Source organism: Chryseobacterium sp. T20 (genome assembly GCF_047345655.1).
Lineage (GTDB): Bacteria > Bacteroidota > Bacteroidia > Flavobacteriales > Weeksellaceae > Chryseobacterium.
The window spans coordinates 407970-425244 of the sequence record NZ_JBLFDU010000002.1 but is presented as its reverse complement, the minus strand read 5'-3'; the positions used below and the strand labels follow the sequence as shown (position 1 = coordinate 425244).

The following is a 17275-nucleotide window of genomic DNA, read 5'->3' as shown; positions in this document are numbered from 1 at the left end:
TTGAAATCCATTTTTTTTGCATAAAAAAACCGGATTTAAAAATCCGGTTTCATTTATTTTTATTTATTTGAATATTCAAATTTTCTTACTGCTTCCAGTGTCATATCAATTTCTTTATCCTTGATCGCATCACTGATGAAGTAAGTTTCATAACCACTTGGCGGAAGATATACTCCATTCTGCAACATTTGATGGAAGAAATTATTAAACAATGAATGGTTAGCTTCCTGAGCCTCATCAAAGTTGGAAACACTGCTGATATGGAAGAATACCGACATCATAGAACCTTTTCTGTTGATTCTGTGAGCGATTCCTTTTTCATTCAGAATTTTTCCGATTTCAAAATCCAATGTTTCTGTTGTTTTCTCCAACCTGTTGAAAAATTCAGGATCATTTTTAATAAGTTGAAGGGTCTTTAATCCCGCTCTCATTGCTAAAGGATTTCCACTTAATGTTCCCGCCTGGTAAACACCGCCTTTTGGTGCAAGATGATCCATGATTTCATTTCTACCAGCGAAAGCTCCTACCGGAAGACCACCTCCGATTACTTTTCCATAAGTTACCAGGTCTGCTTTTACATTGAAAAGTTCCTGCGCTCCTCCGAAAGCTAATCTGAAACCGGTCATTACTTCATCAAAGATTAATAAAGCTCCGTTTTCATCACAGATTTTTCTCAGTTTTTTTAAGAAATCATTTTCTGGCAATACACAGCCCATATTCCCTGCAACCGGTTCTATAATCACTGCAGCAATCTCTCCCTGATTGTGACGGAATAAATCCTCAACCTGTTCGAAATCATTGTAACGTGCTAATAAAGTATCCTTAGCCGTACCCGCTGTTACTCCCGGAGAATTTGGGTTTCCAAAGGTTGCAGCACCACTTCCTGCTTTGATCAGAAATGAATCTGAATGCCCATGATAGCAGCCTTCAAATTTTACAATCTTATCTCTTCCTGTATATCCTCTTGCCAGTCTGATGGCGCTCATACATGCTTCTGTTCCTGAAGATACCATTCTGATCTGGTCAATATTCGGGACATTTTCAATGATGAATTTTGCAATTTCTGTTTCCAGTTCTGTAGGAGCTCCGAAAGAGAATCCTTTCTCTGCCTGTATTTTCAGTTCTTCCAATACTTCAGGATGTGTATGTCCTAAAATGGCTGGCCCCCATGAGTTAATATAATCGATATAAGTATTGTCATCTGCATCGGTAAGGTATGCACCTTTTGCCGATTTCATAAAAACGGGCACTCCTCCTACGGATTTGAATGCTCTTACCGGAGAGTTTACGCCTCCCGGAATGTATTTGTAGGCTTCATCAAATAAAGCCGAACTTCTCTGATACTTCATTTTTCTTTTATTTTATTATTTAACCCTCAAAGTAAAGGGTTCCATCTTCTCCCGCATAATTTTTCTGCCCATTAATTATCATGTAATATATCTGAAAAGGATTGCCATTTTTCAAAACGATCATAGCTGGCTCAAATTTTCCGTATAAAACTTTATTATTGGGAAGAATTGTCTTAAAAATCACATTATTTCTGTTATTCGGATCAGGTTCTGAAAGAACAACTAAATGGCTGTCATCTATCAGATTGATTGTATCATATTGTATAGGATAGACCTCTCTCAAATTTTCATCTGCTAACCCCAAAAAACCTGAAACATTGGTTGTCAAAATATAAGGTTTATCTTTATAAAACTGCCATCCAACGTATGCTATATCCTGTGTATTGAGAAATACTTTTTTAAGTTTGGGAACATACATCCCAACATAGGTATTTCCGTTCATGATCTCCAAAAAATCAGCTTTGTAATTCAATTGATAATCATCATTATCATATGTTTCCAGCATATCCAGATCGTCGTCATCAAGATCATCCCTGCTTAATGTCAATTTTGCATTATTTCTGTTAAGCGGACTATAATTTTCCCAGCCACTGTCTCTTACAGGATAACTTGCTTGCTTAATATATTTGTCAAGACGCATTTTTGTCTTGATGGAATAGTAATAATAATCCCATCCATCAAAAACCAGATATTTATCTCTTTCTACAGATATAGGTGTATTGGAAATAAATGGCATGATGATAACAGCATTTCGATCTATGATTCCAAATCGTCCATTTTGTTCTGCATGAAATCCTCCTATAGATTCATCATATCTGCTTACACTACTATATTGCGGCTGTACAGCTATAAATTTATTAGCATCACACAATCCCCACAAATTTCCTTTTCTGTAAGGAATATAATTTTGATCCTGTGAAAATATTGTACACGACATGAATATCAGAAATATCGACAGATATTTAGATTTCACATTTAATATTCTCATGGCTTTGGAATCGTTATTAGTTTCGTGGTTTTTTGTCTATTAAATAAATCAGCTGTCCTGCTGAAGGTTGTTGCCCTTCATCCATTCTGTTTTTAGCATATAATTTATTTAACTTGATTCCGAATTTTTGTGCGATATCATGCATATCTTCTCCAGACACCGCTTTATAGGTTGCTGTGTTTCCTGTAGAGTTTTTTGATTCAAGGAAAACGATATCATTTTTCTTTAAAGACTCATTTTCCAGTTCATTCCATTTCATGAGTCTGCTTTCGCTCACTTTGAATTTGTTGGCAATGAATTTCACATCAGTATCTTCAGGAATGATAATATATTTCAGTCCGTCATTCGGGTGACTTTTGATCAGAATAGAATTAAGAATTTCAGCTTTCGTTTTGATTCTCTCTACTCTTTTTTGCTGTTGTGCGTAAGAAGTCTGTTTGTAAGGAACTTCAACGGTAACCGGTTCTTTTACTTTTCTGGTTGCTTTTGAAGGCTCCAGCTGTGCCATGAAAGTTCTGTCGTCTTTCAGATCCGGGTACATTTTAAGAACAGCATACAATACTTCATTAGAATTGGTATTGTCGTATTCGTATAGCTTGTACTTTTCAATTTTGGTGATCAGAATGGAAGCATAACGTGGATTGGTAGCATAACCTGCCTTTTTTAAACCGGTTGCCCACGCTCTGTAATCCCTCATATCCAATTTGAAAAGGTTGGCGTAATATTTTCTTGTGGATAAAAATATAGAATGGTCTTCATAAGACTGTCTTGGATCGTCGTACACACGGAAGCATTCGTTAGGTGCATCATCGGTATGTTTCATTGTTCTACCGGTCCAGTCTTCTTTACATTTTATACCGAAGTGGTTTTTACCTTCCTGTGCCAGTCTGCTCTGCCCGCCTCCGGTTTCAAGCAATCCCTGAGCAAGGGTAATAGAAGCAGGAATTTTATATTTTTCCATTTCTTCTACGGCATATTTAGCAAACTTTTGAATATACTGATCTTCGGTGGCCCAAGCCTGGGCTGAAAATTTTGATAAAACTAAAAGGCTTATGGATAGAAAAAGTCTTTTCATGTTTTTCAATTTTACTTATATAATTAAATTTCTATTCTGTTTTTCCAACAGTAGATTAGCTCCTTCAATTCCCTGTAATCCACCAGTGTGAAAGCACAAAATCTTACTGTTTTCAGGAAAATAATCTTCTTCTATCAGTTCAAAAACCTTCTCCATCATTTTCCCTGTATAAATCGGTTCCAAAGGAATACCGTATCTCTCCTTGAAATCATTGATAAAACGGACGTTTCCATCATTTATTTTACCATAACCTCCAAAACATGAATCTATTAGATTAAAATTCTGTCTCAAAGTTAATTCAAAAATTTTATTTTCCAGAGAAGCATCGTCAACGGCTTTAAATCCTATAACTTTCTGATTCTCTTCACAAAATTTTGAAATTCCTGCAATCGTACCTCCGGTTCCAACTGCGGTGCAAAGATAGTCAAAATCTTTTGTTTGTTCGTTGAGCATCATTTTTACCCCTTCCACAGCCTCTTCATTAGTACCTCCTTCAGGAACTATCAATGCCTCAGGAAACTCCTGCTGAAGGAATTCTGTAAGTTTTTCTTTGTGACGGTATTCTTCGCGGGTGACAAATTTCAGGTTCATCCCATTTCTTTTGGCAAAAAGTAAAGTTGGGTTATCCCGCCATTTATGTGCAAGTTCTTCTCCTCTGATAATTCCCAGTGTTGGAATCCCTGCCATATTACCTACTGCCGCAACCGCTGCAATATGATTGGAAAAAGCACCTCCAAAAGTGATGATATAAGGATTATCAGGATTTCTTTCCAGATAATGATTAACATTGTGAAAGAGTTTCCAGTATTTATTCCCTGAAATTAACGGATGAATCTGATCTTCCCTTTTAATGAAAAGCTTTATGTTTTTATGAATTGGAATTTCCTGAATGGAAACAGGTTCTGTGGGAAGTTTTAATAGCATTTCAGTTTTACGAATCAGGGTTTATTCTTTGCAAAAGTAACAAAAGATTTAATGTTGTGAGGGTTTTCTTTTTTCCCGCAGATAACGCAGATTTTCACAGATAATTATTTTGATTTTTTGTGATGCGGATTATTTAATATATTTTGGTTAAATACAGATGAAATACTTTTCTACCACAGATCGCACAGATTGACACAGATTATTTTTTATTTTTTTGTGATGTGGATTATTTAATATAAGTTTTGATTAAACACACATGAAATACTTTTCTACCACAGATCGCACAGATTGACACAGATTATTTTTTATTTTTTTGTGATGCGGATTATTTAATATATTTTGGTTAAAACCGAATGAATATTGATTTATTTGATAAGCGGTCTAAAGCCCACTCCTACTGAATATTAAATGTTGACTACAGAGAATATTGAAATTAAAGTATAAAATATAAATTCCAAAACCAAGTTCCCAAAACTCAAACCTCAAAACACGAAGCTCGAATCCCGAAAACACGCAACTCATCATTCATAATTTATAATTTATAATTTATAATTTCAAAGATATTTCCTGAAGTTCCAGAATTTTCTTTTTTTGAGATAATTCATATTCCTTTCATTAGCGTAAGCTTCTCTTTCAAAGGAAATTCTTCTGTAGGCAAGGTAGCCGTCTCTGAGTTTAAAAAACCAGTAATAGTATTCAATAACATAGAAAATATAGAAGAAAATGATGAGCATTTCCAGTTGTTGCCGCAAATGGATTTTTTCGTGATTGATCAATACATTATTTTCCTTATCTTCGGGTTTCCTAATGAAGATAAAGGGAAAAAGAGCAATGCCATTAATTTTTAATTTTTTTAAAGGCTTTTGGCATACAATTATCATAGTAACAAATATAAAAAGTTTTTTGACTAGCATTTAACTTATGGCCCATTATGACATCAAAGAAGGTGAAGACTTCTACTATAATGAACAGGGGTACAAGGTTTTTACAGAAAAATTCCATCTGAAAAGAGGATATTGCTGTAAAAGCGGCTGCAGACACTGTCCTTACGGGTACGATAAAAAGACTGATACATTCATTAAAAGTGATAAAAAAAATAAATAAAATGAAAAAATATATTTTTATTTTGTTGGCATCTGCTACTTTAGGCTTAACTTCTTGTAGCCCTTTTCAGGTACGTTCAGATTATGCTGAAACCGCCAATTTCAATTCTTATAAAACGTATAAAATAAGAATTGATGATCTGAAACTGAATGATATTGATAAAGACAGAGTGCTGAATGAACTGTCAAGACAGCTTCAGAGCAAAGGACTTCAGTCCGGAGAAAACCCTGATCTGATTATCAACGTAAAAGCAAATCATAAAAAAATCACTGATATCAATTCCTCTTCTCCTTACGGAATGTGGGGATGGGGCGGACCATTCGGATGGGGTGTTGGCATGAACAGAACATGGACAACGAACTATAACGAAGGCGCTCTGATTGTTGACCTTATTGATGCAAGAAGCAACAAATTGGTTTGGCAGGGTATCGGAAGCGGAATTTCTGTAGATTCTCCAAAAGCGAAACAGAGACAGATTCCAGAGATTATGGCTGAGATTATGAAAAATTATCCGCCACAAAGAAAATAAGATTTAAGTCATCCATTATATAAGCCGGTACATTGTGTGCTGGCTTTTTTTATGGGTAAAATTATTAAGTTTTAAGTTTTGGCTAAAGCCATATGGATTCCGATGTATTTAATGAATGGGGTTCCTTCGTCTACGCTCTGGATTATAGCCCACCTCTATTGAATTGAATTGAATACAGATACAGATATTTAATTACAACATTACTCATTACTTATTACTTATTATGTATAGCATGCAGTGCATTTAAAATTAACAATTTTGTAATTTTTTATTCACAAAAATTGTGGTATTCTTGCTGAAACTTTATACTAAATATTAATTATGAAAAAAATCATTTTATTTTCTGTATTTGCAGGACTTGCCCACGCTCAGGCTCCTGCAGGGTACTACAATTCTGCCAACGGACTGAGTGGTGCAGCACTGAAAACTGAATTAAGCAGCATTATCACCAACGGACATATGGATAGAGGGTACAGTGGACTTTGGACAGCGTACAAAACCACTGATATTGATAAAGACTACGAAAATGACGGGACTATCCTTGATATTTATTCTGAAAAGCCTGCAGGTAGTGATCCTTACACCTATACTCCTGGATCTGATCAGTGTGGAACGTATTCTACTGAAGGAAATTGCTATAACAGAGAGCATATTGTTCCTCAAAGTCTTTTCAATCAGGCTTCACCAATGGTTGCAGATATTCACTTTATCAGAGCTACAGACGGGAAAGTAAATGGAATGAGAAGTAACTATCCTTTCGGAAAGGTGGGAAGTGCTTCATTTACTTCACTGAATGGCTCCAAGCTTGGAACTTCTGCTTCTTCAGGATATTCAGGAACGGTATTCGAGCCGATTGATGAGTTTAAAGGAGATGTGGCCCGTATGATTTTTTATTTCGTAACACGTTATCAAAATAAGCTTTCAACATTTTCATCAGGAAATATGTTAGGAAGTTCTACTTTCCCGGGATTACAGACCTGGGAACTGAATGTTCTACTGGCATGGCATAATCAGGATCCTGTTTCTCAGGCTGAGATCAAAAGAAATAATGCTTCGTATACTTTCCAGGGGAACAGAAACCCTTTCATAGACAACCCGAATTATGTTAACCTTATCTGGGGTTCTCAGCAGCCTTCAGGTGACACTCAGGCACCTACTGCAGCAACAGGTCTGAATGTTTCAGGAACAACTTCAAGCAGTATTGCTCTTACCTGGAATGCTTCTACGGATAATGTAGGAGTAACAGCTTATAATATTTATATGAACGGAAGTCTGCAAACGACTACGAGTTCAACTTCTACAACAATTTCAGGACTTACTCCTTCTACAACTTACAGTTTTTATGTGGTAGCAAAGGATGCGGCTGGAAATTCTTCATCGAACAGTTCAACGGTTTCCGGTACTACCACTTCAGGAGGAACTACTCCAGGAACCAACTGTGCCAATGAAAATTTTGAAACAATTCCTGCAGCCAATTCTACGTATACAACCAGAACGTGGAGCAACGGAGGTATTTCCTGGACTGCAACGGATGCAAGAACAGACCAAACTATTAACAATAAAGCGATTACGGTAAGAAACGGTTCTTTAACTTCCGGAAGCTCTGCGAATGGTATTGGATCTTTAACAGTGACTACACAACTTAAATTCTCAGGAACCAATGGTACTTTTGATGTAAAAGTAAACGGAACTACCGTAGGAACTATTCCTTATAGTACTTCAGCTGTAACTACAACTATCAGCAATATCAACGTTTCCGGGAATGTAGTGGTAAGTCTGGTTAATAATTCAACAAGTAACAGAGTGGCTATTGATGATCTTGCATGGACATGTTATTCAGGATCAAGTGCAAGAATGGCTCAAAGTACAGCTGCTGAAACTACTTCTAAGAGTTTTAAAATTTCTCCGAACCCTATTACCAACCAGGAGATTTTTGTAAAAGGAGATCTTCAGAAGGTAAAAAAAGCTGAGATTTATAACCTTCAGGGGAAAACTCTTCAGACGATTGATCAGCCTTTCAGAAATGGAAACTCTATTAAAACAAGAAATCTTGGTCAGGGAGTTTATATTTTGAAACTGGATCAGGTGACGATGCAGTTCCTTGTAAAATAATTCAAATACTGATTTGATATAAAAATGCCGGTTCTTTTTGGACCGGCATTTATTTTTTTTAAACTCTTGCAGATTGTGCTGATTGAGCAGATATTTTATTTTTCTAATGTTTTATTTTAGAGGGCAAAGAGGAATCAGCAAGCTGATCTCACCAAGCAAATGGTTTAATTTCTTTGCTATATTCTTTTAGTTCAAGGAGATTTTATCCAGGTCCGGATATCCTGATCCTTTGAGAAGGTCTTTCCATTCTTTATTTTTGAATACGAAGAGATTACAACGGTATTCGTCCGGTTTATTATCTATTTTGGTTTCACAATAGTAATAGAGCATATCTCTGTTTCTCCAGATGGCAACTTCCTGTCTGAATTTATTATGAGTCTGAATGATCTCATTGTCTTTAACTTCAGATTCAAAACCTTCGCGGATGGTATCAAAGCTAGGTTTCTGAAGTGTTTTATTCAGATTATCCAGAAGTGCTGTTTTTTCCTGTTCTGTATAGATATCAAGCTGATACATCCCCAACTCATCTTCTTTTTCATTGGCCAGCGGACCGATTTCCTGATCTACTTTTCCAAAATGCAGAAGGACTTTATTGATATTTTTATTGTTTTTTCCTTCTAAATCTATCCCATTGAAATGTAACAATTCTTTTGATGAAAAAGCCAGCTTTTCATTTCCGATCAGCGTAACGTCAGTGGTACGTACAGCATCCTTAGCTGTTGCTCCCGCAGATTTTAGAATTTCATTTATATTTTGTCCTACTGCAATTTTAGCAAGATTGAAGGGCTCAGTCTGAGTACTTCCCTGTGTTTCAACCAAAGACTCAGTTTCTTTATTTTTCTGATGGCCGCATGAAGCAATTGCCAAACAGACCATTGGTATTACTATATATTTCAATCTTTTCATAATGTTAGTGTTAGCAGGCAGTTATCAATAATAGAACAGAAAAAAATTGATTCAAGTATCCGGAGATGCTTTTTTATTTGTTTATTTCTATTTTTAAACCCTGTATTTAGTTCATATACTTATACCATGGAGAAGCAGGAGGTGTAGGATATTTCAATCCAAAAACTGCATTATTACGGTAGGCATCTTTCGTCACAGAAATGTATTTATTTCTTATTTTCCCATCATCTTCAATAGAGATACTTAATATGGAATAATTTTTCCCGTCATCCCAGAAGAAAGAAGTAGGATATGTAAAGGAATTTTTCTCATTTTGATTCCAAGACACTTTTTCCGGAGAAAGTTTTTTAAGTTTTTCAAAAATAGGTTTTACCAGTTTAGCATCTACCGTTGCTTTATCAGTAATAGAAGCGGTAGGATTTCCATTCTTTTTTACTATTTTTTCTACAAATTCCAAAGAATATTTTTCGGCAGCATTGGTATCCAGAGCTCCTACTTTTCCTTTGTATACTGTAATCCTTGTACCCATGGTATTATCTAATGGTATATTTCCATAGGTTATTCCTTTGTTTTCATCAGCATAGTATTGAATGATATCGGCTTTTGCGGCATCTTTCAGAAATAAGTCTTTGTTTTCAAAATCATATTTTTTTGCATCCTCCCCTAAGGAAACGGATGACAGGTCAAATGATTTATTTCCACAACAGATATTGATCAATACTACAAAAATCAATACCAGCACTCTTGCTTTTTTCATCATGTTATATTTTCTAAAATTACTGATTTTGTTTTTCCTTAATTATTTTAGACCAATCACTAAACATTTTGGTAATAGTATTGGCATTAATTAAACTGAAAAAAAACATTCCCGTAAGTATCGTAAGCCAGCAATAGGCCAGTTTCACTCCATTTTTATCGGTAATAAAGAAAAGGATAAATATGGTGAGTGTTCCTACTATAAATGTAAAAAGCAAAGTATACATCAATACATGAATGATGTACATATTGAATTTCAGTTTTCTAAAGATCCATCCTATTACTGCCATCGGAATAAGCAGCAAAATGGGAACTAACATCGCTCCGAAAATGGTGGCTTCCGGATAAGCAGCTATTTTGTCTTCTAATCCGAAAAAAGTATTAAAACTGAACCCCGTCATACTGTTTTTCTTCGTTTGTAATTTCCAGTAACGTTTTATCATTATATCCTAACATTTTTGCCAATATCACATTGGGAAATTCATGAATCCCGATATTATAAAGGTTTACACTGTCATTGAAAAATTCTCTTCTGTCTGCTATTTTGTTCTCCAGGTCGGAAATTCTTTTCTGCAGTTCAAGAAAATTATTATTAGATTTCAATTCAGGATAATTTTCAGAAACCGCAAAGAATGAGGAAAGCGCTTTTGAGGTTTCATTGGCAATCTCGGTTCTTTTATCGGCATCAGTACTGTTATTGTAAAAAGTTCTGAGCTCTGTAAGGCGGGAAAGAAGCTTTTCTTCGTAGTTCATAAAGTGTTTGGCAACGGTGACAAGATTGGGAATTTCATCTGCACGCTGTTTCAGCACCACATCAATATTTCCGTAGGCTTTGTCAACGTTAAATTTGAGCATGACCAATTTGTTGTACAGATTGATCAAAAAACTTATAATAACTACCCCAAGCAGGATAAGTAATATGATAGCGACCGTCTGATTCATTATTGTGTAAGTATATAAATAATTATTAAAAGGATGATAGAACAGGTAAACATAAATGACCTCAGCAAGGGTTGGTATTTGTTCCAGACTGTGATTCCTGAGGATGAAGTAATACCGAGTATTTTATGATAATCGTCCTTTCTAATGAAAGGTACTCCGTTTTTAGAATCGGCATAGCCTACCAGCAGCATCTTCTGACCATCTTTTAAAAGAGTTTCTTTGTACCTTTTACCACCATGGCTGCTTACATTGGTTTCTTCTAATAAAACCAGCTCTATTCCTTCCGGTTCTACTTCTATGATTCCTGTGTCATCTTTAACCCGGAAGATATTGCATTTTGTTTCCCTGTGAATGGTTCTGTAACTTTCTTTTCCGTCTGAATCTCTGTCAATATCTTCAATGGTATAATAATATCCGATGCAGGCTTCATTATTTACTGGTGAAAATAAGGGATTCATCACCATTAATGTTCCTTCAATTTCTGCCAGTCCTTTTGCTACAGAATGGATCTTAGAGGTTGGCAGTGAGGATTGCAGACGTAAAAAACGTTTTGAAGCAGTAGGCTTCATCAAAACAATAAAGATGAAAACAAAAAAAAGTAAAGGAAAAAAAACGATCGCTTTCTCTGCGTAACTATCATAGTTATTGGAAATTTCAGAAGCATACTCGTGCAGTGGCATTCTATCTTTGAAAATAATCCACAGAATAAAATAAATAAAGCCTGCAGCTATTATTCCTAAAATACTATATGCAATGTATGGTTTTCCTTTTTTTACTTCCATCTATTTTGTTCTAAAACCAGGTAGAAATATCTGAATTCTGTTTCAGTATTTCTTTCTTTTAAAGATTGCTATATAATCTCAAATTCATCCTTCCCTTCCGGGATATAAAATGTTATGGGCAGAACTAATTCCTCCTCACTTTCTGGATTTTCCAGACGTAATGCAGACATCATATCTGTACATTTTAACGCGGCCAACTTACCATATGCTGAATATTCTACCTGAATATCATCCGGAAGGCTCTGTGCTTTATATCCATTCTGCATATCCGAAATGATACTCTGCATCCTGCCTTCTGCCTGGCTTTTGCTAAGATACATGGCTAAAGCGTTATTATTTTCTCTTTTTTGATATTGTGCTATGAACGAACTGTAATTGCCGCCATTAATCAGCTTTATAATTTCGTTATACTTTCTGATTAGTTTTTCTTTAACGTCAAACTTAACGTCTTTAAGGTTCATTCCGTTTTGCCATGCCTCCAATTTATAAGGTACGTCTGCTTCAAATGTACTTGCATGTCCTATAAAAGGTATGTTTTTATCGGGCTTTTTGGTAAAATATTCATCAAACTGTTTTACAAAAGCGTATTCTCCGGAAGCCATATCATAGAGATTAACTCTGTATCTTATGTAAGAATCTTCGTGTAGCTCCTGATGTCCGTCCATAGGAAGTCCTTTCACTTCAATCGTTTGTTTACCTCCTTCCAGAATAAGATGATTGATGGGAAAATCTGATCTCGTCTGTCCCTCAATACTCAATGAAATTAATTCCACATCATTAATTTTGATCTGAAATGAACACATTACCGCACTAAAATCTATTTCGTAATAAGGTTTCATTTTTTATTTTTTAGGATAAGCAAGGGTAAAACTGTCTAAGATGGAGAAAGTACCGGCATCTGAAGAATTCTCCACTCTGGTTCCTTTCTTTACTACAATCAGTTTGGTATTGGTATATTTTGTATTGTCCTGTGTCAGTTCCTGAGTTTGGGTTAAAAATATCCATTTATTTTTAGCTGATGCATCCCAGAAATAAGCAACTCCTGTTTTATCAGTGGATCTTTTTTCCGGGTTACCATAGGTTTTGGTCAAATAATCAATCAGCTTTTTCCCTTCGTCTTCTTTAGCAAGGTTCAGTATAAATCCAAGATATTGATTATTCTGGTAAGAGTTTACAAAAAGCGCAAGGTTGTTGTTGGAATAATCATATCCTTTGGGTACGGTATATTCAGAAAATGATACTGTTCCCAGCTTATAGTTTTTAATATCAGCCTGTTTATATGATAATAACCCGTAATTGGCTTCTGTTTCTTTTTCTCCCTTCGTAATATTATCCGATACTTTTTCATCAAATTTTAAAGATTCCAGATCGGTTTGTCCGTTGCAGGACACAATAGCCAAAAAGCTAAATAATAAGATAAGATTTTTCATTGTATGAATATTAATCATTTTTAATCAACGGAATATTTGCACTTATTCCAAATAAGGACTCTAATTCTTTTATCACATCAAAAGGAGGAATTACATTTTTAAAATCCCCTTTGGCAATTTCATATTTCCCATTTCTGCTTTCCTCCACTTTATGTTTATTTTTTGCAATTTTAATAGCAAGACCTACACTTATTGTAACTACATATTGGGCATCAAGACCGTCAAATCCGAGAACAGGACGGTAATAAAGTCCTTTTTCATCATAGTTGATACCATGTCCATAGGTTATGGAAGCACTTCCAGATGCTGATGCTTCAAAATAAGCTTCTGCTTTTATAACAGCCAGTGAAACTTCTCCCTGAATTTTCACTCCTACTTTCAATTCCAGTTTAAGTTTACTCTTACTTGAGACTTTAAATTCGGAATCTTTGAGTTTTCCTGCTGTATTAAATTTAAATTCGGATTCCACTTCTATCGTACTGGAAATAATAAGGTCCATAAAGATATCAACAGATGCTTTAAAGCCTGCATTATCATTCCCTACATCTATTCCGGATTTCAGTTTTCCCTGAATCTCCTGATACAGCCTTGTTACTCCCGGCGCAGCTGTTCCTCCGCTTACCGCTCCGGAAATTCCAAATACCAGGGCTCCCAGAAGATCAACTGTCATTTCCAGACCAATCAGCGGATTTGCTTTCAAACTTATAGCTACATCTGTACCAATAATGGCATTATTATCTTTAGGATGCTTTAAAAGCCAATTACCAGACAACTCCATATTGGGAGGTTTCACAGCAAAGCTTACCGGAATCCCTTTAGGAGAAATGGAACGTACTTTTCCTTTGGCCTGATTAAGAACTCCATCTGACAATGCTCCTATGGCAGCAAATGTATCATATATTTTTTTAAACTTGGTTTCGTATTGATATTTTAGCTCTTTTTCCTGCTGATCATTGTTCCATTTTGCTTTTAAACTAAATGCCAGTGAAGCGTCTTTTTGTTTCCATCTTTTTTCAGCCCCCATTTTGCCTGCTCTTTTCTGCAGTTCTTTATGTTCATGGGGATCCATATTCATCCACTTTACGCTAAGATCATTGGTAAGGTTCAGAGTAAAGCTCAATGTCCAGTTGATATCCGGATAGGCTTTTATCAATACCGTCGTCCTTTTCTCATTGCTATAATATCTGCAGGTATGAACATGCAGATGAAACTGATTCGGATTTGTCCATGCAGGCCAGATATATTGTATAGGAAGAGCATTAAATTGAGATAAATCTGAATATACTCCATAAGTAAAGGAAGGGGTGGTAAATGTTTTTACCGTATCTCCTTTATCGATTGCCTGTCCTACATCTACAACCTGAATCTGTTTTTTATGTTTTCCTTTGCTATCCCTGAAACACTCATTGGTTTGAAAACCTGTGACATCAATGATCAGGTTTTTCTTTGTAGAGACATCTGGTGCTGTTACTTCATAATGGATGGTCTGTGCATCATGGGCATTGAAAACAAATGAGATGTCTACTCTACGGTTATTTTCATAGTCTTTCTCATTTTTGTATCTGATGTTATCTTTTCCCATTTTATCATCGGTAGGATCTACTTCTCCTTTTCCTACGGAGATAATTCTTCTGGGATCTAATCCACCATCAGCAAAGAATTTTTTCACAACATCGGCTCTTTTTTGGGAAAGTCCTTTGTTGTAATTCTGTTTTCCAATGACACAGGCATAGCCACTCAGATTCATGGTGGCATCTTTATGTTCAAGAAGAAATTTAAGCACATTATTCAGAATGGCAACTCCATCTTTATCAATGACTGTGGAATCAAATTTATAATAGATTGTTCTCTGAATATGTTCCTGCAGAGCAGCAGACTTTAGCAGTTTGACACCGTTTCCATTGTCAAAGACCTTCACGGTTGTATTGCTGGCTTTTCCGTCCTTGGTTTCATTTTCAGTGATTTTGATCACTTCAAACTTACAGGGTTCTAGTCTGACAGAGTTTACATCCGGCTTATAGACTTTGGTTGGGGTCTGGTTCTGCGCCCCATTGGTATTGGTAGTCGCAACTTTATTTTTAACATTCAGATAGATGGCATGAAGGTTATCACCTAACTTGTCCTTGATATACTGTTTGGAAGCAACATCTTTCACTTTAACATAGAATTCTTCTACATTCTGGATATTATCTACATAGGCCATCCAGGCGAAGGTATTTTCTATTTTCAGATTGACTTCACCATCGATTACCTGTACATTATTGTAGGTATGGACCAATTTGTCTGCTTTTGCTGTCTGCTGATTCCAAAGTTCGATACTGACTGTATTTCCATTCAGACCTTCTGTCATCAGATTCAGATGAACAATGTGTCCGTAGGAAATGTATTCGGACTTTTTATTGTTTTTAATGCTTTTGCTGTTTTTTTGCGTAGACCATTTGCTGCTCACAATTTTGGGGTCACACCAGCCTTTGACAAATATTCCTGTGTTACTTTTAGTATCTCTTACTCCTGAAAGACTGGCTTCAATATAAAACTGATAGCTTCCACAGAACTGTTTGCCGATTAAAAATTTATATCCGGTAGCAGAAGTGATCTGATTGATGATAATTTTTTTGCTGCTGTTCTGTCTCATCCAGGTGAGAGGCTTCTTTTTGTCTGAATCTGTAGTGCCCGGCAGCCATTCACCCACACCGAACTGTACCCACTGATCCGGTTTTATGGTAATCCTTTGCCCTAATACAGACATTTTGGGATAATACAATCCGCTTACAACCTTTATTTTTTTTACGCCTTTTGCCATTTTCTTATCATTTAGATTGCACCATCCTGCCCTCCTCCTGAAGGCTGTTCGTTATACATTTCCTCGGAATCTACCAACGGATTGATCTGCTGTTGAACGTCTTTGTCAGCATTTTTAAAGTTCTGTTGGCTGGCTTCTGCTCTCTGTCCGTGGTCTATAATCTCAATGCACGGCGTTCCGGCAATAGCACAAACGGCCTTGCTGTCTTCTACAATGATGTATCCGCCATTGCTGAGCTGTACTTTATCATAGAACTTCTGCCATTCTGTAACCATAATTTTGCATGGAGGTGGTGGCACTCCCATTTTGGTACAGTTCCCGAATGTATTTTTTTCAAATGTGGCGGCTCCTATTTCTTTCGTGGTGACGATCAGTTTTTTGGAAGCGCTTTTATCATTGGCATATTCTTTTTGGTGTGTAAGTACTTTCAGCTTGTCCGGAACCTGTCCGAACTGGCATTTGCATAGGGCGCCCTGTACTACAATATGTTTTTCTGCCATATTAATTTTATCTTTAGTGAAATGGTAATTTAGTTTTCATCAATTCCTGAAACTGATACTGAAATCTTTTTTTCTTCCTGCAGCATGATACTGCATTCGAGGTAAAGAGATTCCGGAAGTGACGTTTCTCCTTTCAGATAGCTTATGAGTCTGAAAGTTCCTTCTTCATTCATCACAGGATCTTCTTCTATAATCAATGAAAAAGGTGATCTTCTTATAAAATCATCAATATCTCTTTCTTCATATAATTTTCCTGACCCTTCTATGGTGATCAGGCCTGTTTCCTCTTTTAACGGATCTGTTTCCAGTATCAATTTATATCTGGGTTCAATCGCATTGTCTACTACAGGAAAGGTTGTTGTCATCTCTGTTTTAAATTCCTTTCCAAAACTTTGATATATTCCAAAGAATAAAGCGCGGACGAAGTAATCATTTTTCAGGTAAAGACTGATCGCCTCAGGCTGATTGATTACTTTTTCAATCTTTCTGCAATATTCGTCTACGGTTTCGCCTTCAAATTCTTTATACAATTCTTCTTTTACAGCCGTCCATCTTTTTGAAAAAACCTCAGCATTTTCTACTGCTTCAAATTGACCATGTTCATCTGTACTGATGTGTAAAGGATATAAAACCTTAGATGTTCTGTAAGCCAGCAGATCTGCAATTTCATTCACTTCTTCTTCATTAAGATAGAGGTTTGATGTTCTGTCTATCTCAAAAAAATGATGTCCTTTTTCTGTTTTCAGCCAGCGAACGGATGTTTCATATTTCAATTCGCTTTTATGTTCTCCTTTTTCAATGGTAATAACTACGCTGTATCTTCGCACTGCAGTTTCAGGCTGGAGAGTAAGGCTGTTTCCTCTTCCGAATTTTACTAAAATGTTTTTATCTGCAACAGCAGTTCTCGGAATAAAAAGTTCTTTCTGCCCGTTAAGATTGATCAGGATCATATCCTTAACAGCACAGTGGTTATTATGGAAGAGTTTTAATGCGTCTTTATCCATCCCGTACAGCGAGGCTATACTTTTTAAGGTTTCATCTTTCTGAACGGTATGTATGTTATATTTCTGCATAA

The 17275-nt window shown here is 36.0% G+C and carries 18 protein-coding genes; 3 read left to right on the top strand and 15 right to left on the bottom strand.

Annotation, left to right across the window (positions count from 1 at the left end; translation table 11 throughout):
• Positions 1 to 59: 59 nt before the first annotated feature.
• From hemL to ACMA47_RS07290, 5 genes are all read right to left on the bottom strand, one after another.
• A complete protein-coding gene (hemL, locus tag ACMA47_RS07310; protein WP_413929272.1) occupies positions 60 to 1349 on the bottom strand; it encodes a glutamate-1-semialdehyde 2,1-aminomutase in 1290 nt (429 codons plus the stop codon).
• A gap of 19 nt (positions 1350 to 1368) precedes the next feature.
• Positions 1369 to 2337 carry a hypothetical protein gene (locus ACMA47_RS07305; RefSeq protein ID WP_413929271.1) on the bottom strand — a complete coding sequence of 323 codons (969 nt, stop codon included), beginning with the start codon at positions 2335 to 2337 and terminating at the stop codon, positions 1369 to 1371.
• Between the two features lie 16 nt (positions 2338 to 2353).
• Positions 2354 to 3412 carry a glucosaminidase domain-containing protein gene (locus tag ACMA47_RS07300; RefSeq protein ID WP_413929270.1) on the bottom strand — a complete coding sequence of 353 codons (1059 nt, stop codon included), beginning with the start codon at positions 3410 to 3412 and terminating at the stop codon, positions 2354 to 2356.
• A gap of 15 nt (positions 3413 to 3427) precedes the next feature.
• Complete coding sequence (locus ACMA47_RS07295; RefSeq protein WP_413929269.1) at positions 3428 to 4336, bottom strand: 1-aminocyclopropane-1-carboxylate deaminase/D-cysteine desulfhydrase; 909 nt, start codon at positions 4334 to 4336, stop codon at positions 3428 to 3430.
• Positions 4337 to 4890: 554 nt separating this feature from the next.
• A complete protein-coding gene (locus ACMA47_RS07290) occupies positions 4891 to 5217 on the bottom strand; it encodes a hypothetical protein (RefSeq protein ID WP_413929268.1) in 327 nt (108 codons plus the stop codon).
• A 40-nt stretch (positions 5218 to 5257) separates the two neighbouring features.
• Between ACMA47_RS07290 and ACMA47_RS07285 the strand changes: the two genes are divergently transcribed.
• From ACMA47_RS07285 to ACMA47_RS07275, 3 genes are all read left to right on the top strand, one after another.
• Positions 5258 to 5440 (top strand): DUF5522 domain-containing protein, encoded by a 183-nt coding sequence (locus ACMA47_RS07285; protein ID WP_047434227.1) that lies wholly within the window; start codon positions 5258 to 5260, stop codon positions 5438 to 5440.
• A gap of 1 nt (position 5441) precedes the next feature.
• On the top strand, positions 5442 to 5969 hold the full coding sequence (locus ACMA47_RS07280) for a DUF4136 domain-containing protein (RefSeq protein ID WP_034695094.1): 528 nt from the start codon (positions 5442 to 5444) through the stop codon (positions 5967 to 5969).
• A 321-nt stretch (positions 5970 to 6290) separates the two neighbouring features.
• On the top strand, positions 6291 to 8081 hold the full coding sequence (locus ACMA47_RS07275) for an endonuclease (protein WP_413929267.1): 1791 nt from the start codon (positions 6291 to 6293) through the stop codon (positions 8079 to 8081).
• Between the two features lie 186 nt (positions 8082 to 8267).
• Here ACMA47_RS07275 and ACMA47_RS07270 read toward each other — a convergent pair whose 3' ends face one another.
• From ACMA47_RS07270 to ACMA47_RS07225, 10 genes are all read right to left on the bottom strand, one after another.
• Positions 8268 to 8987 (bottom strand): hypothetical protein, encoded by a 720-nt coding sequence (locus ACMA47_RS07270; protein ID WP_413929266.1) that lies wholly within the window; start codon positions 8985 to 8987, stop codon positions 8268 to 8270.
• A 106-nt stretch (positions 8988 to 9093) separates the two neighbouring features.
• Positions 9094 to 9747: a hypothetical protein gene (locus ACMA47_RS07265; protein ID WP_413929265.1), complete on the bottom strand. Its 654-nt coding sequence runs from the start codon at positions 9745 to 9747 to the stop codon at positions 9094 to 9096.
• 16 nt (positions 9748 to 9763) lie between these two features.
• Positions 9764 to 10144: a hypothetical protein gene (locus ACMA47_RS07260; protein WP_413929264.1), complete on the bottom strand. Its 381-nt coding sequence runs from the start codon at positions 10142 to 10144 to the stop codon at positions 9764 to 9766.
• Positions 10125 to 10598 (bottom strand): LemA family protein, encoded by a 474-nt coding sequence (locus ACMA47_RS07255; protein ID WP_413929263.1) that lies wholly within the window; start codon positions 10596 to 10598, stop codon positions 10125 to 10127. Before ACMA47_RS07255 ends, ACMA47_RS07260 begins: the two co-directional genes overlap by 20 nt.
• Before the next feature lie 86 nt (positions 10599 to 10684).
• On the bottom strand, positions 10685 to 11467 hold the full coding sequence (locus tag ACMA47_RS07250) for a hypothetical protein (RefSeq protein WP_413929262.1): 783 nt from the start codon (positions 11465 to 11467) through the stop codon (positions 10685 to 10687).
• A 68-nt stretch (positions 11468 to 11535) separates the two neighbouring features.
• Complete coding sequence (locus ACMA47_RS07245) at positions 11536 to 12306, bottom strand: hypothetical protein (RefSeq protein WP_034695083.1); 771 nt, start codon at positions 12304 to 12306, stop codon at positions 11536 to 11538.
• A gap of 3 nt (positions 12307 to 12309) precedes the next feature.
• Complete coding sequence (locus tag ACMA47_RS07240) at positions 12310 to 12897, bottom strand: hypothetical protein (protein ID WP_413929261.1); 588 nt, start codon at positions 12895 to 12897, stop codon at positions 12310 to 12312.
• A 10-nt stretch (positions 12898 to 12907) separates the two neighbouring features.
• Complete coding sequence (locus ACMA47_RS07235; RefSeq protein WP_413929260.1) at positions 12908 to 15700, bottom strand: OmpA family protein; 2793 nt, start codon at positions 15698 to 15700, stop codon at positions 12908 to 12910.
• Positions 15701 to 15711: 11 nt separating this feature from the next.
• The gene (locus ACMA47_RS07230) at positions 15712 to 16200 is read right to left on the bottom strand and encodes a DUF4280 domain-containing protein (protein ID WP_413929259.1); all 489 of its coding nucleotides are present in this window, start codon (positions 16198 to 16200) and stop codon (positions 15712 to 15714) included.
• Between the two features lie 29 nt (positions 16201 to 16229).
• A complete protein-coding gene (locus ACMA47_RS07225; protein WP_413929258.1) occupies positions 16230 to 17273 on the bottom strand; it encodes a LysM peptidoglycan-binding domain-containing protein in 1044 nt (347 codons plus the stop codon).
• Positions 17274 to 17275: the final 2 nt, after the last annotated feature.